Origin of the sequence: Cellvibrio sp. UBA7661, from assembly GCA_002483365.1 — a bacterium.
Classification (GTDB): domain Bacteria; phylum Pseudomonadota; class Gammaproteobacteria; order Pseudomonadales; family Cellvibrionaceae; genus Cellvibrio.
The window spans coordinates 13,231-30,038 of the sequence record DLHT01000002.1 but is presented as its reverse complement, the minus strand read 5'-3'; the positions used below and the strand labels follow the sequence as shown (position 1 = coordinate 30,038).

General features: G+C 44.2%; 18 protein-coding genes. 11 read left to right on the top strand and 7 right to left on the bottom strand.

Translation table 11 applies throughout. The features are described 5' to 3' along the window. Positions 1 to 82 precede the first annotated feature (82 nt). Together B2739_RS00175 and B2739_RS00170 are read right to left on the bottom strand one after the other, a co-directional pair. Positions 83 to 622: an NADPH-dependent FMN reductase gene (locus tag B2739_RS00175; RefSeq protein ID WP_331343860.1), complete on the bottom strand. Its 540-nt coding sequence runs from the start codon at positions 620 to 622 to the stop codon at positions 83 to 85. 224 nt (positions 623 to 846) lie between these two features. Further along, on the bottom strand, positions 847 to 1,077 hold the full coding sequence (locus tag B2739_RS00170) for a hypothetical protein (RefSeq protein WP_331343859.1): 231 nt from the start codon (positions 1,075 to 1,077) through the stop codon (positions 847 to 849). Positions 1,078 to 1,465: 388 nt separating this feature from the next. Between B2739_RS00170 and B2739_RS00165 the strand changes: the two genes are divergently transcribed. Together B2739_RS00165 and B2739_RS00160 are read left to right on the top strand one after the other, a co-directional pair. Beyond that, a complete protein-coding gene (locus B2739_RS00165; protein WP_331343858.1) occupies positions 1,466 to 2,974 on the top strand; it encodes a winged helix-turn-helix domain-containing protein in 1,509 nt (502 codons plus the stop codon). 122 nt (positions 2,975 to 3,096) lie between these two features. Then, a complete protein-coding gene (locus B2739_RS00160; protein WP_331343857.1) occupies positions 3,097 to 4,410 on the top strand; it encodes a PQQ-binding-like beta-propeller repeat protein in 1,314 nt (437 codons plus the stop codon). A 3-nt stretch (positions 4,411 to 4,413) separates the two neighbouring features. Here the strand turns inward: B2739_RS00160 and lnt are convergent, their stop codons facing one another. The 5 genes from lnt to B2739_RS00135 form a co-directional block, all read right to left on the bottom strand. Further along, positions 4,414 to 5,976, bottom strand: a complete 1,563-nt coding sequence (lnt, locus tag B2739_RS00155) for an apolipoprotein N-acyltransferase (RefSeq protein WP_331343856.1) — start codon at positions 5,974 to 5,976, stop codon at positions 4,414 to 4,416. A 92-nt stretch (positions 5,977 to 6,068) separates the two neighbouring features. After that, on the bottom strand, positions 6,069 to 6,959 hold the full coding sequence (locus B2739_RS00150; protein WP_331343855.1) for an HlyC/CorC family transporter: 891 nt from the start codon (positions 6,957 to 6,959) through the stop codon (positions 6,069 to 6,071). Between the two features lie 20 nt (positions 6,960 to 6,979). Further along, a complete protein-coding gene (ybeY, locus tag B2739_RS00145) occupies positions 6,980 to 7,447 on the bottom strand; it encodes an rRNA maturation RNase YbeY (RefSeq protein WP_331343854.1) in 468 nt (155 codons plus the stop codon). Between the two features lie 2 nt (positions 7,448 to 7,449). Continuing rightward, a complete protein-coding gene (locus B2739_RS00140) occupies positions 7,450 to 8,526 on the bottom strand; it encodes a PhoH family protein (RefSeq protein ID WP_331343853.1) in 1,077 nt (358 codons plus the stop codon). Between the two features lie 224 nt (positions 8,527 to 8,750). After that, complete coding sequence (locus tag B2739_RS00135; RefSeq protein ID WP_331343852.1) at positions 8,751 to 9,434, bottom strand: BON domain-containing protein; 684 nt, start codon at positions 9,432 to 9,434, stop codon at positions 8,751 to 8,753. A gap of 374 nt (positions 9,435 to 9,808) precedes the next feature. On the opposite strand from B2739_RS00135, the gene B2739_RS00130 reads away from it, so the two are divergent. From B2739_RS00130 to B2739_RS00090, 9 genes are all read left to right on the top strand, one after another. Further along, positions 9,809 to 9,970 (top strand): DUF1328 domain-containing protein, encoded by a 162-nt coding sequence (locus B2739_RS00130; protein WP_331343851.1) that lies wholly within the window; start codon positions 9,809 to 9,811, stop codon positions 9,968 to 9,970. A gap of 101 nt (positions 9,971 to 10,071) precedes the next feature. Then, positions 10,072 to 10,365: a hypothetical protein gene (locus tag B2739_RS00125; RefSeq protein WP_331343850.1), complete on the top strand. Its 294-nt coding sequence runs from the start codon at positions 10,072 to 10,074 to the stop codon at positions 10,363 to 10,365. Between the two features lie 10 nt (positions 10,366 to 10,375). Further along, a complete protein-coding gene (locus B2739_RS00120; protein ID WP_331343849.1) occupies positions 10,376 to 10,888 on the top strand; it encodes a hypothetical protein in 513 nt (170 codons plus the stop codon). After that, positions 10,854 to 11,096 (top strand): hypothetical protein, encoded by a 243-nt coding sequence (locus tag B2739_RS00115; RefSeq protein WP_331343848.1) that lies wholly within the window; start codon positions 10,854 to 10,856, stop codon positions 11,094 to 11,096. The genes B2739_RS00120 and B2739_RS00115 overlap by 35 nt, the downstream gene beginning before the upstream one ends. 101 nt (positions 11,097 to 11,197) lie before the next feature. Then, positions 11,198 to 12,538 carry a sigma-54 dependent transcriptional regulator gene (locus B2739_RS00110; RefSeq protein ID WP_331343847.1) on the top strand — a complete coding sequence of 447 codons (1,341 nt, stop codon included), beginning with the start codon at positions 11,198 to 11,200 and terminating at the stop codon, positions 12,536 to 12,538. Positions 12,539 to 12,545: 7 nt separating this feature from the next. Further along, positions 12,546 to 12,773, top strand: a complete 228-nt coding sequence (locus B2739_RS00105) for a histidine kinase dimerization/phospho-acceptor domain-containing protein (RefSeq protein ID WP_331343846.1) — start codon at positions 12,546 to 12,548, stop codon at positions 12,771 to 12,773. 2 nt (positions 12,774 to 12,775) lie between these two features. Next, positions 12,776 to 14,302, top strand: coding sequence for a sensor histidine kinase (locus tag B2739_RS00100; RefSeq protein ID WP_331343885.1), 1,527 nt, complete (start codon positions 12,776 to 12,778; stop codon positions 14,300 to 14,302). A 41-nt stretch (positions 14,303 to 14,343) separates the two neighbouring features. Next, positions 14,344 to 14,787, top strand: coding sequence for a response regulator (locus B2739_RS00095; RefSeq protein WP_331343845.1), 444 nt, complete (start codon positions 14,344 to 14,346; stop codon positions 14,785 to 14,787). 74 nt (positions 14,788 to 14,861) lie between these two features. Further along, positions 14,862 to 16,802: a response regulator gene (locus B2739_RS00090; RefSeq protein WP_331343844.1), complete on the top strand. Its 1,941-nt coding sequence runs from the start codon at positions 14,862 to 14,864 to the stop codon at positions 16,800 to 16,802. Positions 16,803 to 16,808 lie beyond the last annotated feature (6 nt).

Here is a 16,808-nt window from a genome sequence, read left to right as displayed (position 1 = left end):
TTATGTGCATGGGGCTAGTTATTGGCCCCATGTTCTTTAGTCCTGGGTTATTGCATTGACAACAAAATAGATCAATGGAGAATTATTTTTTTAATTGGCTTGCCCATTCAATCAGGGCGGCCAGCTGCGTTTTGATATTTCCTTGCGTTTTTTCATCCACCAGATTGCCGTCGGCATCAAACGCGTTAGTGAATGCATTGGCAAACACTTCCGGTTTGTTAAGGGGGTGTAAATTCAAGCATACGCAGACCTGACGTAGATGGTATTGCGCGCGCGATGTACCCATGCCACCTCCAGCGCCCATGAGTGCGACTGGCTTTCCACTCAGGAGCGCATTTTCTGGTTCGCGTGATGCCCAGTCCAATACATTCTTTAAGGCAGGAGCAATCGAATAGTTGTATTCGGGGCAGCCTAAAATCAGGGCGTCTGCGGTCTGTATTTGTTGCAATAATTGCACAACCGCTACCGGTTTTTCAGTGAGATCTGCATTGTAAAAAGGTATGGCAGAAAGGTCAGCGATGGTGATGGTACTGCCTGTCGGAGCATTGGCTTGTGCGTAACGCAGCAATCCCATGTTGGTGGATTTTTTACGTAGACTTCCACAAATGGCCAGTATATTCATATAGTTACTCCTGAGTTTATATCGTGACTTCTGAATTTATATCGCTACAACGAGTTCGATCATTAGCTTCAATATTTGTTGTAAATAGTACGAAGTGATTGTTTATTGGATTTATTAGTTTTTGCATCGCCACCGAAAAAATCCGCCACTGGCGTGTATTGCTGAGGCGTTATAGGTATGCATGGTGCGATTAACTGCCGCAGTGACTCACCGCGGCAACCAACTCATGAGTGAGCTTTTCTGGATTTGGCTTTGTGGGCAGTTTTTCCCTGCGCTGATTTAGCCGGTAGCCCGTTATTGATGATCATGAGTTGAAAAGCACCAAAGAAAACGGCCATCAGCCCAAGCAAGGCGGTGAATACAAACGCGCCGCCATCAGCGACAAAATACATGGCAACGATTAATAAGAAGCCAAATAGAATAAAACCCATGCCCAGTTTTTTTTGTGTATGCATTTGTTATTGCCTCGCTAGTGATTGACTTACATCAGTGAAGTATTGGCAAGAGATGTGAAAAAGCAGCCATCCGCTTAAGGTTCTTTATCGGCAGGAGGGCTGCCATCACAGCTAATTAATGTTAGCACTAGCAACACAATATGCACGCTATAAAACAGCAAATCATTGGATGTCATAGACTGGGGCCTGCACAGCTTTTTCGGTGTGAGTTTCTACTGATAATCCTATAAAAATCAGTGAATTAAGGCTTTTAAATAATTATTAATAAAGATTAATAATGAACCGCCCCAATGAGGCTGTGGTTAGGCGGGCAGACACTGGACAAGCGCGGCGGTAGCCATTAAGGTCGCCCAGGTTTTTTGTAGTGAATCTTTTTTGTGGGTAGGTCATGTCGGAATCTGTACATCAGCCTTTGATGGGCACTCAACAATATGTAATCAATGATTGGCGTGTGTGTACGCGCACCAACGTATTGTCCCGTGGTGACACCCGTGTTGAATTGGAAAACCGGTTGGTATTACTGCTGGTATTTTTAATTAACCATCAGGGAGAGGTGCTAAGTAAAGACCGGATTATCAAAACCATTTGGCAGGGCAAGGTGGTGAATGACGATAGCTTGGCTGTTGCAATAAGCCATCTGCGTAAAGCCTTGGGCGATAATTCCCGTACACCGGAGTATATAAAAACAATTCCTGGTGTTGGTTATCAGTTAATCGCCAATGCCGGCGTTTATTCGCCTGCAGATGATCCGGAGCAGCGCGCCGCGTTGGTTACCATGGGAGCCGAACGACCTTTCGCCACTATAGTGCAGCGCAAAATAGGGCTGCTTATTCTCTCGATATTGACTCTCATGAGCTTAGTGGCGGGTTATTTGTATTGGAAGACGGCACAACTACCCGGTCAATCGGTTGCGCCTGTGTTGTCTTCGGCTCAACTGGATAGTGAAAGCCAGCAGCGTTGGGAGGCAGCTCAACAACATATCGCCACGTGGACGCCGGAGTCGTTCAAATTGGCGATTGGGGAGTTGCGTACTTTATTGCAGCAGGTGCCAGACTTCGCACCTGCTTATACCGCTATGGCGAATGCCAAAATCAATCTGGTGCCGGACAAACTGACCGATGTTGGTCATTGTGCGGAAATATTGGGTTTACTGCATAAATCTCTGTCATTGCATGCGCAACAACCTGATGCGTTGGTAATGCGCGGCAATATCCTGTTTTGGTGTGCGCATGATTACAGTGCAGCAGAGCGTGATTATCTGCAAGCTATGCAGCTCGCTCCCGACAATGATGCGGCTCCCATGCAATATGCACAATTGTTGTTGGCTCAAGCGCAATTTGAGAAATCATTGCGGTATGTTGATAAATCCCGACAATTAAATCCGCTGAATTATTCAGTGCCGACAGTCGTCTGGGTTTATCAGATGCAAGGGCGTGATGATCTTGCACTGAAAGAGTTGGAGCGCATTGATAGCGCAGAGCCGGGCGATCGATACTTTCACATTTCTGCGCAACGTGTTTTTGCCCGCCTTGGCCGTGAGCGTGAGTCTTTCGAGCACTGGTTATGGCTGATGCGCGATTCTGGTTATAGCGAGCCGGATATACAGGAAGTGCAATCGGTGTTTGCATCCGGTGGTTTATTAGCGGTGAATCAATGGCTATTGGCGCGTCAGGATCAGGTTGATCTTGGGCAATATTCCCCGCCATTATCCTGGGCGCGTTATGCCATTGCCGCGGGTGATCTGGAGCGTGCAATGCAGCATTTGGAGCAGGCATTTTCTGCAAAACAATTACCATTGCTGTGGGGCAATGTTGATCCTGCTTACGACACGGTGCGCAATAATCCACGTTTTCAAATCTGGATGAAACAATTGCAGCAGGCTGAGCCTGTTCACTAAGTATGGAGGTATTGAATGTGTTTTGTGATTCAACACCTTAAGCTTTCTTAAAACTCCTTCATTGTTGTTTTCCTCCCGCATTTTTTAAGCTTCTGATCAATAAATCGATCAGAGGCAAGCGTATGAAAAAGTGTTTAGTGTTTACGGCTTTTATGGTGGTGGTTGCATCGCTCCACGGCTGCAATGTGTTTACATCTCGCACAACAGGCTTTGAAAGTGATCTGGCCAGAATTGAAAAAGGCCAACCAATCCATTTGGATTTGGCCTGGAAATACGCACTGAGTGCTCCTGTTGTTGCTACGCCTGTCGCGAGTGGAAACCAACTATTGGTCGCAGCAGAAAATGGCAACCTTTATTCATTTGATTTGTTATCGCAAAAACTTTTGTGGATTTATCGTGCAGAAGGCGCAATTGCAACTACACCAGCAATTGCTAATGGAGTTATCTACTTTTTGAGCCGCGATGGTTTTTTGCAGGCGCTGGATCAGCTGACCGGTAAACGTTTGTGGCGTTTTGCCACGGGGGGAGAGGCGCGTTTTGCCGTTGTGGGCAGTTATGGGATGGTTCCTGAAGCAGGAGCGATACCTGATCCGTGGGATTTTCAATGGTCGTCCCCTGTAGTTGAAAAAGGAAAGGTTTATTTCGGCAGCAGCGATAAAAAACTCTACGCACTCGATGCTGTGAGCGGCACAGAAGTGTGGTCATTTACTGCCGATAATATGATCCACTCGGCACCGGCCATTCATAACGGAAAACTCTTTTTTGGCACCTGGGGAAGTAAAGTGTATGCATTGGATGCTGATACCGGAGCGGAGCTGTGGCAATTTCAGGCAGGTGTTGATGCGGGATTTGTCATGCAAGGCATTAGTGCATCCCCTGCGTTGGATGAACAGTATGTTTACCTTGGTGCGCGCGATGGTTATGTCTATGCATTGCGCCAGACAGATGGCACTACTGTATGGCGTTACGATGCGCAATCCAGTTGGGTATTGGCGGAAGCAGCATTGGATACAGAACATGTTTATGTCACCACGTCGGATACGGGTTTATTGCTGGCATTGGATAAGCGCAGCGGCAGTGAGCAGTACCGCGCAGACACGCGTTTTTGGACTTACACTAAACCGCTCTTGGTTGACGAACGTTATGTTTTTGTTGGCAACATGTTGGGTGAACTTTATGGCTTTGATAAAAAAACAGGAGCTGCTTTATGGTATTACCAAACATCGGAAGGGCGTGCAGACATAAACGATATTATTAACGATGAAAGCGGAAAATTACGCGCAGAAAAAGTGTTTTCGCCTAATGTCCAGTTGCAGGCGAGCGTAGAGTGGGTCAAATCATTGGGGGCATTTGTCGCATCGCCAATTTGGGTCAACAATCAACTGATTGCAGTGACGGCAACTGGCGATGTCTTGCTATTTAAGAATAATAAATAAGCTTTAGATGTTTTCTTGTTTGTGCTCTTGTTTGGATTCTTGTTGTAACAGTCTGGGGATGCTGATGCCTAATAACAACAAGGCTGCAAAAATCACCAGGGGACCACTGCCGTAAATCATGAACGGCGTCCAGTCTTTTACCGCATGGATTTCGCCGGTGAATGTTTGTGCTGTAAATGACTTGCTTTGGCTGATGATCTTGCCGTGATTATCAATAATCGCACTGGGGCCGTTGTTGGTGCTGTAAACCAGATAGCGGCCCGTTTCCAATGCGCGCATTTGCGCCATCTGCATGAATTGCTTTGACTGTATTGAATCCAAAAACCAGCCCAGATTATTTACGTTGAGTAATACCTGGGTTTCTTTGGCGGCGTGCGCAATTAAATCCGGGTAAACAATTTCATAGCAGATTGCAGGTGTAATGCGCACACCTTTGGCGATTAATCCATGTTGATCCTGTGGTCCCAAATGAATAAACGAAGTGGGTAAATTAAAAAATTCGATGAGTCCCCGCAGCTGATTTTCCAGAGGAACATATTCCCCAAAAGGAACCAGTCGGCGTTTGTGGTAAAAGCCGTAGCCTTGCCCAAGACCCGCAATAGAGTTGTAGTATTTGCGCTCTTTATGGTCAGCAAAAATAACGCCGGTAAATAGTGCTGCATCGTGTTCCGCTGCTTTGCTATTCATCTCTTCGAGGAACGGCAGAGCCTCTTGATAAGTGAGAGTTGTCGGGATTGCTGCCTCTGGCCATACAACCCAGTCGTTGTTCCATAAGTCGCTGCTGAGGTCACGCAATTGGTTGAGTGCAGTGATGGTCGAGTTTTCATCAAAACTGAGCTTGGTGCTTTGATCAACATTGGGTTGCACTATACCAATTTTTATAGGCGTTGCATCTGGCACTGCCCAGGTGATGGTTTTAAAGATCGCCCCACAGCCCCACAGCAATACACCGCAACCCGTTGCAATAACGAGTAATGTTTTATTGGCCGATTCGTTTTTGTAGTGCCATATCCATTCAGCAATAAGTCCGGCGGTCAACATCGTAATAAAACTGATCCCCATAACACCGGCTAGCGGAGCCCATCCGGCAAGAAAACTATCCAAATGTGCGTAACCCAAATATAACCAGGGAAAACCGGTTAAAAGCCAGGTTCGCATCCATTCTCCTAGCAGCCACAAAGCGGGTAGGGCGATGATCAGCGAAAAACGGGAATGGCTAAACCAGCGACCAAAAACATAAAAAGGAATACTAAAAACCAACGCCATAAAACAGGCAAAAATCAATACCAAAAAACCTGCAAACAGCGGAGATGCTCCACCAAAATTATGGATGCTTACATAAATCCAATGGATTCCGGCTGAATAAAATCCCACACCAAATACAAAACTGCGGAGCAGAATTGTTTTTATCGATTGCTCTTTCAGTAAAAGCGCCAGTGCAACCAGGCCAACAATGGCAACTGGCCAAATGTTAAATGGGGCGAAGCTAAGTGTTATTGATGCGCCGCTGATTAGCGCGATTAACAATGTGAGGGGCGGTGACAGGCGCAGTATTTTTTGGTGCATAGTATTATTATCGGTTGGTTGTAGGCTTAAAAAAATCCCGCCTGATGGCGGGATTTTCTGTTACGGCTGAATGCAATTCATTGCCAGAGAAGTTATTCAGGCAGTATGGTCATTCGCAACAAATGTACTTGGCGGTTGTCGGCATAGAGTACACGGAATTGCATATTGTCTACCTGCACAACTTCATTGCGCTTGGGTAGATGACCAAACTCCTGCATTAAGATACCGCCAATAGTATCAAAATCGTTATCACTTAATTCAGTTTTGAAAAATTCGTTGAAATCTTCGATGGGTGTAAGCGCCTTGATGATGTAATCATTTTCGCTCACCCGTTTGATAAAGTCTGTTGCTTCTTCCTGGTCGGTTTCATCTTCAATTTCACCGACAATCTCTTCAAGAATATCTTCAATAGTCAGCAGGCCAGTAATACCACCATATTCGTCCATCACTAACGCCATATGGTTGCGGTTTTCGCGGAATTCGCGCAGCAAAATGTTAACCCGCTTACTTTCCGGCACTATCGTGACCGGGCGCAAAATGGTTTCCAGATTGAAGTTATCGGTACCGCGCAATGCAAGCGGAAGTAAATCTTTTGCCAGCAGGATGCCTTTTACGTCGTCAATGTTTTCGCCAATCACCGGAAAGCGCGAGTGGCCAGACTCAATTAACTGAGGGAGATATTCTTGCGGGGAGTCTTCCAGGCGGATAGCGACGATATGGGAGCGCGGCACCATAATTTCGCGTGCTTGCAGGGAGGATACATCCAGTGCTCCCTCGATAATACTCAGGGCTTCCTGATCGAGTAACTGGTTGTCGGCTGCATCTTTGATAATTTCTAACAGTTCATCACGGGACTTTGGTTCCGCGCTGAAAGCATGGAGTACTTTATCCAACCACGAGCGTTCTTGTTTGTCAGCGCGCTCGTGTTTATCGGTGCGTTCGTGTTTTTCAGTAGTGCTGCTACTCGGATGGTCGTCCGACATGATGCTAATTCCCAAGGTTTTTATTCTGCTGTAAGTTCTTGATAAGGAGCTGGATAGCCCAGCCCGGTGATAATTTCAGTTTCCAGCGCTTCCATCTCTTCGGCTTCGGCATCCTCAATATGATCAAAGCCCAATAAATGCAGGCTGCCGTGCACCAGCATATGCGCCCAGTGTGCCGCCAGGGTTTTATCCTGCTCAGCCGCTTCGCGTTCAACGACAGGGGCACACACCACTAAATCGCCCAACAAAGGCACGCCCACTTCTTCGGGTATATCTGCCGGAAAAGACAAGACGTTGGTGGGATAGTCTTTGCCGCGATACTCGCAATTCAATTCTTGTCCTTCCTCTTCATCAACGATATAGAGGCTCACCTCGGCATCTTCAAGCTTCTGGCTATCCAGTGCAGCGCTAATCCAGCGTTCCAGTTCGGCGGCAGACGGCACCTGCTGGCTTTTGCTGTTGTTTTCGATATCTATGCGGTAGCCCATGATTAGCGCGCATCATCCGGTTTTGGATTTTTCTGCTCAAAGGCGTCATAGGCCTCGACAATCCGCTGGACAATAGGGTGGCGTACAACATCTTTGGACGTGAAATGGGTAAAGCTGATACCGTTAACGTTATCCAGCACCTCAATAGCATGGCGCAACCCTGATGCCATGCCGCGTGGCAAGTCGATTTGGGTTGGGTCGCCGGTAATGACGGCAGTAGTTCCAAAACCAATACGCGTGAGGAACATTTTCATCTGCTCACGGGTGGTGTTTTGGCTCTCATCCAGAATGACAAATGAATTGTTCAGGGTACGGCCGCGCATGAACGCCAGGGGGGCAACTTCAATCACGCCGCGTTCCATGAGTTTACCTACGGTATCAAAGCCAAGCATCTCAAACAGGGCGTCATACAGTGGGCGCAAATAAGGGTCTACTTTTTGGGCAAGATCGCCCGGCAAAAAGCCGAGTTTTTCACCTGCCTCTACAGCAGGGCGCACCAATAAAATACGTTCAATCTCATTTTTAAGAAGCGCTTCTACCGCGCAGGCAACGGCAAGATAGGTTTTGCCGGTACCGGCTGGGCCAATGCCGAAATTGATGTCGTGTTTTTGTACGGCGCGCACATAGCGTTGTTGGTTGAGTCCGCGCGGTTTGATTGTGCATTTTTTGGTGCGAATCAGAGTGATTCCGCCCTCGTCGGCGCTGGCTTTTTCTGCATGGACAGCATCGGTTACTACGTCATCAATCGCAGTAAGCCCGGCGTTATCGAGTTGTTGCATAAGTTGTTCTATTCCTGAGGTTTGCAGGGCGAGATGGACTTCATCGGGCGTGAGTTCACTGTGCCCGGTAAATTCATAGAGGTTGCGGAGCAATTCGGCGGCCGCCCGTGTTTTATCGGCGGGGCCAACCAGTTGAAATTCAGATCCACGATTGCGTATTTCAATATCGAGGCGGTCTTCAATCTGTCGCAGATGCTGGCCAAGCAGACCATTAAGATTGGCAAGGCGACGGCTATCACTGGGTTCCAACGTTAATGGTTGGATGACAATTTCGGGTGGGTTTATAACCTTGGTGTTCAAGTGGTTAATAAGCTCTTGTGACTCGTTGAAAAGTAAGACTAAACCATTACTCGGCATGGATAAAGCCTAAAATGTAGCTGAATGAGTGCTTAACTATTGGATAACTTTATATTTTTTTTAAATATTTAATATAAGCTACTGTATTTAAAGTTATTTTTGGTTTTAGTGGAAGGGGGCAATTAATGCCCCTATCCATAACTTTACGCAATGCTTTCACCGGTTTTTCAGGATTTAACCTGCAGGTTATTTACGACACCTTTGACGTTATCATGCTTGGCGGCAATTGCTTGTGCCAGCGCCTTCTCTTCCAGGGTTCTGACGTGTCCGGAAAGCGTGACCTTGTCATTAAGTGTGTCTACATCAATTGAAAGCCCTTTAATATTTTCAGATGCAAGCAGCTCTGTCTTGATAGCTGCGGTTGTCGAGACGTCGGCAACATATTGCGCAAAACTTCTACCTTTAGGGGTAGATGACACTGCTGTTTTGGTGGGTTTCTCAACAACTTTGAGATTGTTACTGACTGAATCAATACCTTCGACACCCAAGGCAATATTTTCAGCGAGCTCCTTTTCAATATTGGAGTGAACTTCTCCGTCGAGCGTCGCTCTATCTTTATCTACTTGAATATCAATTTTGCTGGCGCTGAGATGTGCATTGAGGATTAATGCTGTTTCCAGCTTGCTCTCAATCCAGCCATCCTTAAATGCCGCTTTGCTGTCTTGCCAGGTTTGTTTGCTGTCTTGTTTAAAGTCGGCCCAAAACTCTGCAGCACTTCTTTTTTCTGAGTAAGTTCTTTCCTGGTACGTTTTTTCTGTATTGTTGTTGGCAGAGGTCGACATAGATGCAATTAATGCCAGAGTGCTTAAAGAGATTGCCGTAGAGCGCAAAGATAATAATGTTGTTTTCATAACTTTCTCCTTTAAGTAACCGTTTTTTCAGAAAAATGAAAAATAGGTGTTTTGAAAATATGCGATAAGAAATATCACATTTAGAAACATTGCTGATTTCATGCCAATTTTTAGAGTGGCGGTTTTTAAATAATTATTAATTGGCTCTTTAAAAGGATAAATAAAAAATTATGAAATTAATTAATCAAGTTATTTTGAATTTGTATTCTATTTTTCGTGTAATATTTTCTTTATTTTGAATATTTTTCAATGAGTTGTTATGGAAAATATTTAATTTTTCTATGACGGCCTTTTGTTTGTTGGTTTTTTATAAAAATAATAAGTTGGCATGTTCGTTGAAGGGATTAATGTGAACACCAAAAAAGGAGAATATTATGCTTTATTATTCATTAGTATTTTTTGTGGTTGCTATCATAGCTGGATTGTTGGGTTTTGGTGGTATTGCAGGTGCGGCAACAGGTATTGCACAGATATTGTTCTTTGTGTTTCTCGTGCTTTTTATTCTGTCGCTTATATTTGGTCGTCGTCGGCTCTAGTGATTGTTAATAGCTAGTCATTGATGATGGCTAATGCGATATCTTGATGAAATGCATAATCTGAATAGTATCTACTTTTTTATCAATGAGAGGTAATAATTATGGCTACGCATACTTCTGTAAAAAGTACTGAAAATGGTAAGTTGGATGATATTTCTATGTCGGAAGCGATTGCCCAGTTTAAAGAAGCAACTTCCAGTATCTATGATGCGGTTGGTTCAATAGGAAGTGCCACTGCAGCCAATGCCAAAGTGCGTTTAAATGAGGGAAAAGCGCGCGCAATTGAGTTGGAAGAAAAAGCCGAAGAAGTGGTGAGAGGCAAACCAATGGTAACTGTGGCAGTTGCGTTTGCTGCAGGCTGGTTGGTGTCACACTTGTTACAGCGCCGCTCGTGAGTTTGTTGCCATGAAACATTCTGGCCGAAGTGAAATTTCTCACGGGGCGTTCGCGCCCCGTGAGAGATTTAATCCTGCCGATACCGATGAAAAGCTTCTTGATGATGAATCATTAATGAGTGCTTCCCGGCTGGAGTCGGATGTGGCGCAAACTATTGGTTTGGGTGAGCAATTTATAAGTGTCATGAGTGGTATTTTTGATTTGGCTCGTGCGGAGGCATCGCTTGCTGTACGTACATTGCCTAAGTTGATGATGTTGTGGCTGTTAATGATGCCGATCATATTATTAACCTGGTGTGCATTTTCTGCGCTTGTTTCATGGTCGGTGGTGGCGGTCACCAATCAGATTGGATATGGATTGCTTATGTTCTTTATGTTGCAGGTATTGTTATTGATTGGTAGTCGTTGGCTGTTTGTGAAATACCGCGAGCGTATGGCTTTTCCATACACGCGTAAACAAGTTACTGATTTTGTACGGAGCGTTCAGTATGAAATTAATCACAGAGATAAAACAAAAGAATGATCGATTGTTGCTGCAGAGGGCTGAACTGCAAAAACAGTTGCACATAAGGCTTAATGTTCCGGTATTTACCTCATTTATTATTACATTTGCCGTCGCCCCGTTTATCATTGGTGCTGTGGCTGGATTTACAGTAACCCCTTCAAAATTTATAAAGAATAAGTTTTATTATTCTTTATTTCCCTATTTAAAAATGTGGCCTCTGTTTTAGTTGGCATCTAAATAGTGAATTGCATCGCTAAGTTGATTATATAGACTGCTTTATTTTATCTGACTGATGCTAGAATGAGCCCGGATGCTTAGTTGGCCAACATGAGGGTATTGATAGTGGCAGAAGTCTTATTAGTTGATGATGACAAGCGATTTCTTGATGCAACAGTACAATTACTCAGCTTACTGGGTCACCATGTTACGGCGACAGATTCCGTGACCCAAGCGCGGGAATTAATGGGGTCGAATCAGTATACGCATATGATTTTGGATTTGATTCTTCCTGATGGTAGTGGGCTACATTTATTAGAAGCTTTACCTGCGCAACATAATACCAAGATAACATTAATCACTGGTCATCCCTCTATTAAATCAATAGTCAAAAATTTATATGGATCCAATATAAGCTATTTGATTAAGCCAATTGATTTACAGCAATTGGAATCTTTATTTGAAGAAAAAATATCTTCCAGCCAAAAAACAAAACCCTCCGTTAATTTACATTTCAATCATTTGGTGGGTGAATCTGCACCTATGCAGCGTGTCTATGAAATGATTGAGCGGGTCTCGGCAACTAAAGCCAATGTAATGTTGTTAGGTGAAAGCGGAGTGGGCAAAGAAATGGTTGCCGCCGCAATTCATTATGCCAGCCAAATAGAAGGCGCATATGTTGCCGCTAATTGCGGTGCCTTTTCCCGCGAGTTAATTAACAGTGAATTATTTGGCCATGAAAAAGGAGCTTTTACTGGAGCGACTCACCGTAAAATAGGTGTGTTTGAGCAAGCCAATAAAGGCACACTGTTTCTTGATGAAATCACCGAAATGCCCATTGATTTACAGCCCAATCTTTTGCGTGTGTTGGAGACCCAAAAGGTGACTCGTCTTGGCTCTACATCAAGTGTCGATATTGAGTGCCGTGTTGTTTCAGCAACCAATCGCTCAGAACAAGATATGGCGGTAGAAGGCTGTTTGCGCGAAGATCTTTACTTTAGATTGGCAGTATTTCCTATTCACATACCGCCATTGCGTGCACGTAAAGAAGATATTCCTTTGCTGGTGCAGCACTTTTTATCAAATTTTAATCTGGAATATGCGGGTGATATAGGCATCAGTGATGAATCGCTCAAACGTCTGATGGAATATGATTGGCCCGGTAATGTGCGTGAACTGCGACATGCTATCCATCGCGCCTACATCATGGCAGATCAACAGCGGCAGCTATTGGTATTGCCCGATAATTTGACATCACCTTTTTCAAAAATTACTCCACAATCCCAAGCCGGCATTCGTGTTGGAAAAACAGTGGAAGAGGTGGAGCGAGAGTTAATTGAATCCACCTTGAAACACTTTGATGGCGACAAAAAACAAGCTGCAGATGTTTTGGGTATCAGCCTCAAAACACTGTATAACCGGTTGAATAGTTACAATGATGTAGAAGTATGAGGAGTGTATGGACGGAGAAAAGAATCGCTTTGTACATGATTTACGTAATCCATTAAATACCATTTCAGTGAATGCAGAATTGGGCAAGCTAACCCTTGAGCGCACAGGTGATATTCGCAAAGCAATCAGTATATTTGAAATTATTTTGTCCGAGTGTCACCGCTGTAGTCAATTGTTGGATACGCTGCAGGATACAACATTTGTAAAAACCGACGCTCTCAAGGATGAGGGCTAGTGATGGAGGGAAATCAGGCCGCCAATAACAGTTCATTAAACCAGTTTATTATCAATAAACTACCCAATTCAGTTTGGGTAATGGCACTTGCCGCAGCCATTACTTTTTTTGTTGTAAGTGCTGTTCTTGCATATCGTTCTATTGACCTAATTACCCAAAATAACATCAGTATTAACAATACCTCACTCACGATTAACTTGATTAAAGATTTGAGTCGCGAATTAGTGGCGGCGGAATCAAGTCAAAGAGGTTACCTGTTAACGGAAGATGCAGATTATCTAGCTCCTTATCATAAAACATTGCGAGTGGTAGATGACCTTCTTGACCAGCTTGAAGCTGCAACGCAAGAGCATTCCGTTCAACGTGCTCGTTTTGAGGCACTTAAAAAACATGTGCTCAATAAAATCGCTGAAATGCAGAGGATAGTGGTGTTGACGGATCGGGAGAAAATACGTGCCGCAGTGCGTGAAGTGAAAAAAGAAGAGGGAGTTGAATTAATGCGAACCATTTCCCTGCTGCTAGAGGAAATGGAAAACGAAGAATTATCGCAGCTAAACAGAAATAAAATAGTGGCTGCCGAGAATCGTCAATTTATTGTTGTTGCTTTGTTATTAGCCAATTGTATTGGTTTATTTTTATCGATGGGGATTTTTTATATCTGGTATCGCAATGCAAGCGAAGTTGCCGAGTTGAATGTGGCGCTATCAAAAGCCAATGTGGAACTGGAAGAGAAGGTAGGCGTGCGCACCCAAGCGTTGTTGCAATATTCGGAAGAGTTGCAGCGTAGTAATAGGGAGCTTGAAGAGTTTGCTTTTGTGGCATCACATGACTTGCAAGAGCCATTAAGAAAAATTCGAGCCTTTGGCGATCGGCTGCAGCAGAAATTTTCCATCGAATTGGGTGAGGTGGGATCTGATTATGTGTTGCGTATGCAGGCTGCATCGGAACGTATGTCGGCACTCATAGATGATTTGCTTAGTTTTTCGCGTGTGACGACCAGTCAGCGTTCATTTGTTCCCCAAAATTTGACTGAAATTATACACAGGGTTATGGATGACCTTGATTACGCAATTGAAGATAGTGGCGCGCAGGTGCATATAGATCCACTTCCGGTGATTGAAGCAGACGGAAGCCAAATTGCACAAGTGTTTATGAATTTAATTGCCAATAGTTTGAAATTCCATGCGCCTGGACATAGACCGATTGTTACTGTGACAAGTGAAGCGAATTTGGCTTCACCTTTGGCTGATGATGCGCGTATGTGGTGTCGTATACAGTTTGCAGATCAAGGGATTGGTTTTGAATCTCAATATGCAGAACGCGTGTTCAGTTTATTCCAGCGACTTCATGGGCGAGATGAGTATTCTGGCACGGGTATAGGCTTGGCGTTGTGTCGAAAAATTATCGAGCGACACGGCGGTATCATTACCGCCCGGAGTGAGTCGGGAGAGGGAGCTGTGTTCACATTATTTTTACCTATGACACAAACTACTATAGAACCTCTAAGTGATCTGCTTACAGATGCTTAATAGCAGAATGATGTCGCTATTTCATCAACCAGGATGTACTTATGAATATTCCTAAAAAAGCATTAGTGATTTTGATGGCAGATGACGATGCTGATGATCGTTTATTAGCGCAAGAAGCAATGTACGAAAGCCGCGTATTGAATGAGCTACATTTTGTAGAAAATGGTGTGCAACTTTTGAATTACTTACATGGGGATGGGCAATTTAGTGATAGAGCCCAATATCCGATGCCGGGCTTAATTTTATTGGATTTAAATATGCCCAAAATGGATGGGCGCGAAGCGTTGGCAAAAATTAAAGCCGACCCACGTTTGCGACGAATTCCCGTTGTTATTCTCACCACTTCAAAAGCAGAAGAAGACATGGTCAAAGGTTATGACCTTGGTGCTGCCTCCTATATTCCCAAACCAGTTACATTCGATGCGTTAGTTGAATTAATGCGCACACTGGGTAAATATTGGGTTGAATTTGTAGAGCTGCCCTGATCGATTAATTAGATGTAATGGATTTATTAAGCTTGATAGAACTATTAGGTTTAATAGATTCTTAGGAGAGCCCTGTGCAAAATGCAACGTTACTAATTATTGACGATGATGAAGATGATTTTATTCTCGTTAAAGATTTATTAACTGACATTAGCAAAGCCTACGTTTTGGATTGGGCTCCAACCTATGAGGCAGGCCAAATACTCTTGCAGGAGAACCGGCATGATCTCTGTTTGATGGACTACAAATTGGGAGCACATGATGGTATCGAATTATTAAAGTTTGCCCATGAAGTTGGTTTTTCCGGACCTGTTATTTTATTGACAGGAATGCATCAAATTGAGGTTGATCGCCAAGCCTTGCAAGCAGGGGCAGTTGATTATTTAGTCAAATCCAATCTGAACGCAGAACAACTTGCCCGCGCCATCCGTTATGCTTTGGCACGAAACGAAGTAGAAAAAGAGCGGGTGGAGCGATTAAAAGCGGAGGCGGAGAACCGATCAAAGAGTGAATTTTTGGCTCATCTTAGCCACGAATTAAGAACTCCCTTGTCAGCAATTTTGGGTTTCACAGAGCTGCTGTTAAATAAAAGTAATAATTCTGAAAACTCAGCCCATTTGCGTATCGTTCATCGCAATGGAAAGCATTTGTTAGGTTTACTTAACGATATTTTGGATCTTTCCAAAATTGAGGCGGGTAAACTTGAGTTTGAAAAACAGCACGTTGCGCTGTCTGCGTTTTTAACAGATATTTATTTTTTAATGCAAGGTGCTGCGCAGGATAAAAATTTACAGTTGCGAATAGAAGCTCTCCAGCATCTTCCTGTCACTATTTATACTGACCCTATGCGGTTGCGCCAAATTTTGTTAAATCTGATGGGCAATGCCATTAAGTTTACTTATCAAGGCGGAGTGGTTTTAAAAATTGATTGGGTTGAAGAAGACCAACAAAAGAAACTGCGCTTTTCAATTAAAGATTCAGGAATCGGTATTTGTGCTGAATCACTTAACGTGATTTTTGAACCCTTCGTGCAATCAAAAAGCGCTCAGGTGCATCCTCGTTCTGGCACGGGTTTGGGGCTCAATATCAGTAAGCAACTGGTTGAACGGTTAGGTGGGAGCATACAGGTTGAAAGTGTTGTCGGTGTTGGTAGTGAATTCAGTTTTACGCTGCCTGTAGACGAGGCTGAATGTGCGGCAACAGAAATGCTAAGCCTTGATTTTGAGGTGGAAAAACAACACAACATACAAATTCCCGCTTTCTGTGGCCGAGTATTGGTTGCCGATGATCTTCGGGATATTCGTATGTTAATCGGGCATTTTATTCAATTGACAGGCGTAGAAGTTGTTTACGCAACCGATGGTGCAGATGCTGTTCGTATTATCAATAGCGATAAATCTCATGGGAGGAAATTTGATTTAGTGTTGATGGACATCCACATGCCGGTAATGGATGGGCATCAAGCGGCAAAACAATTGCGTTATGAAGGGTTTACTTTACCGTTAATTGCACTGACCGCGGCCCATATGAAAGGAGACATGGACCGCTGTTTTGAATCGGGCTTTACCGCGTATTTAGGTAAACCGCTGGATCAGGCACAACTCTACAGTTGTATGGCACGATTTTTACCACGAGCCAATCCCGTTTTGTCTGGACAAGCGCAGGCGTTGTCTCGTGGAAAATCGATTTTGGTTGTGGAAGATGATGCAGACACCTTAGCCGCTATGACCGGTTTACTGACCTTGCTCGGTTGGGATGTCTGCAGTGCGCAATATGGAGCAGATGCATTACGTGAATTGGATAAGCAGCGTTTACATGCTGTTTTAGTAGATTTACATTTGCCGGATATGAATGGTTACGAATGTGCTGCTCGCATTCATGAACGCAATCCGGATGTACGTATTATTGTTGCCAGCGGTGAAAACATTAATCCACAGCGGGCATCTGAATCAGGTATTGCATCCAGTTTGTTAAAGCCGGTTTCCCTTGCACAGCTTGAAGCAGTTCTGCAATAAGAAAAC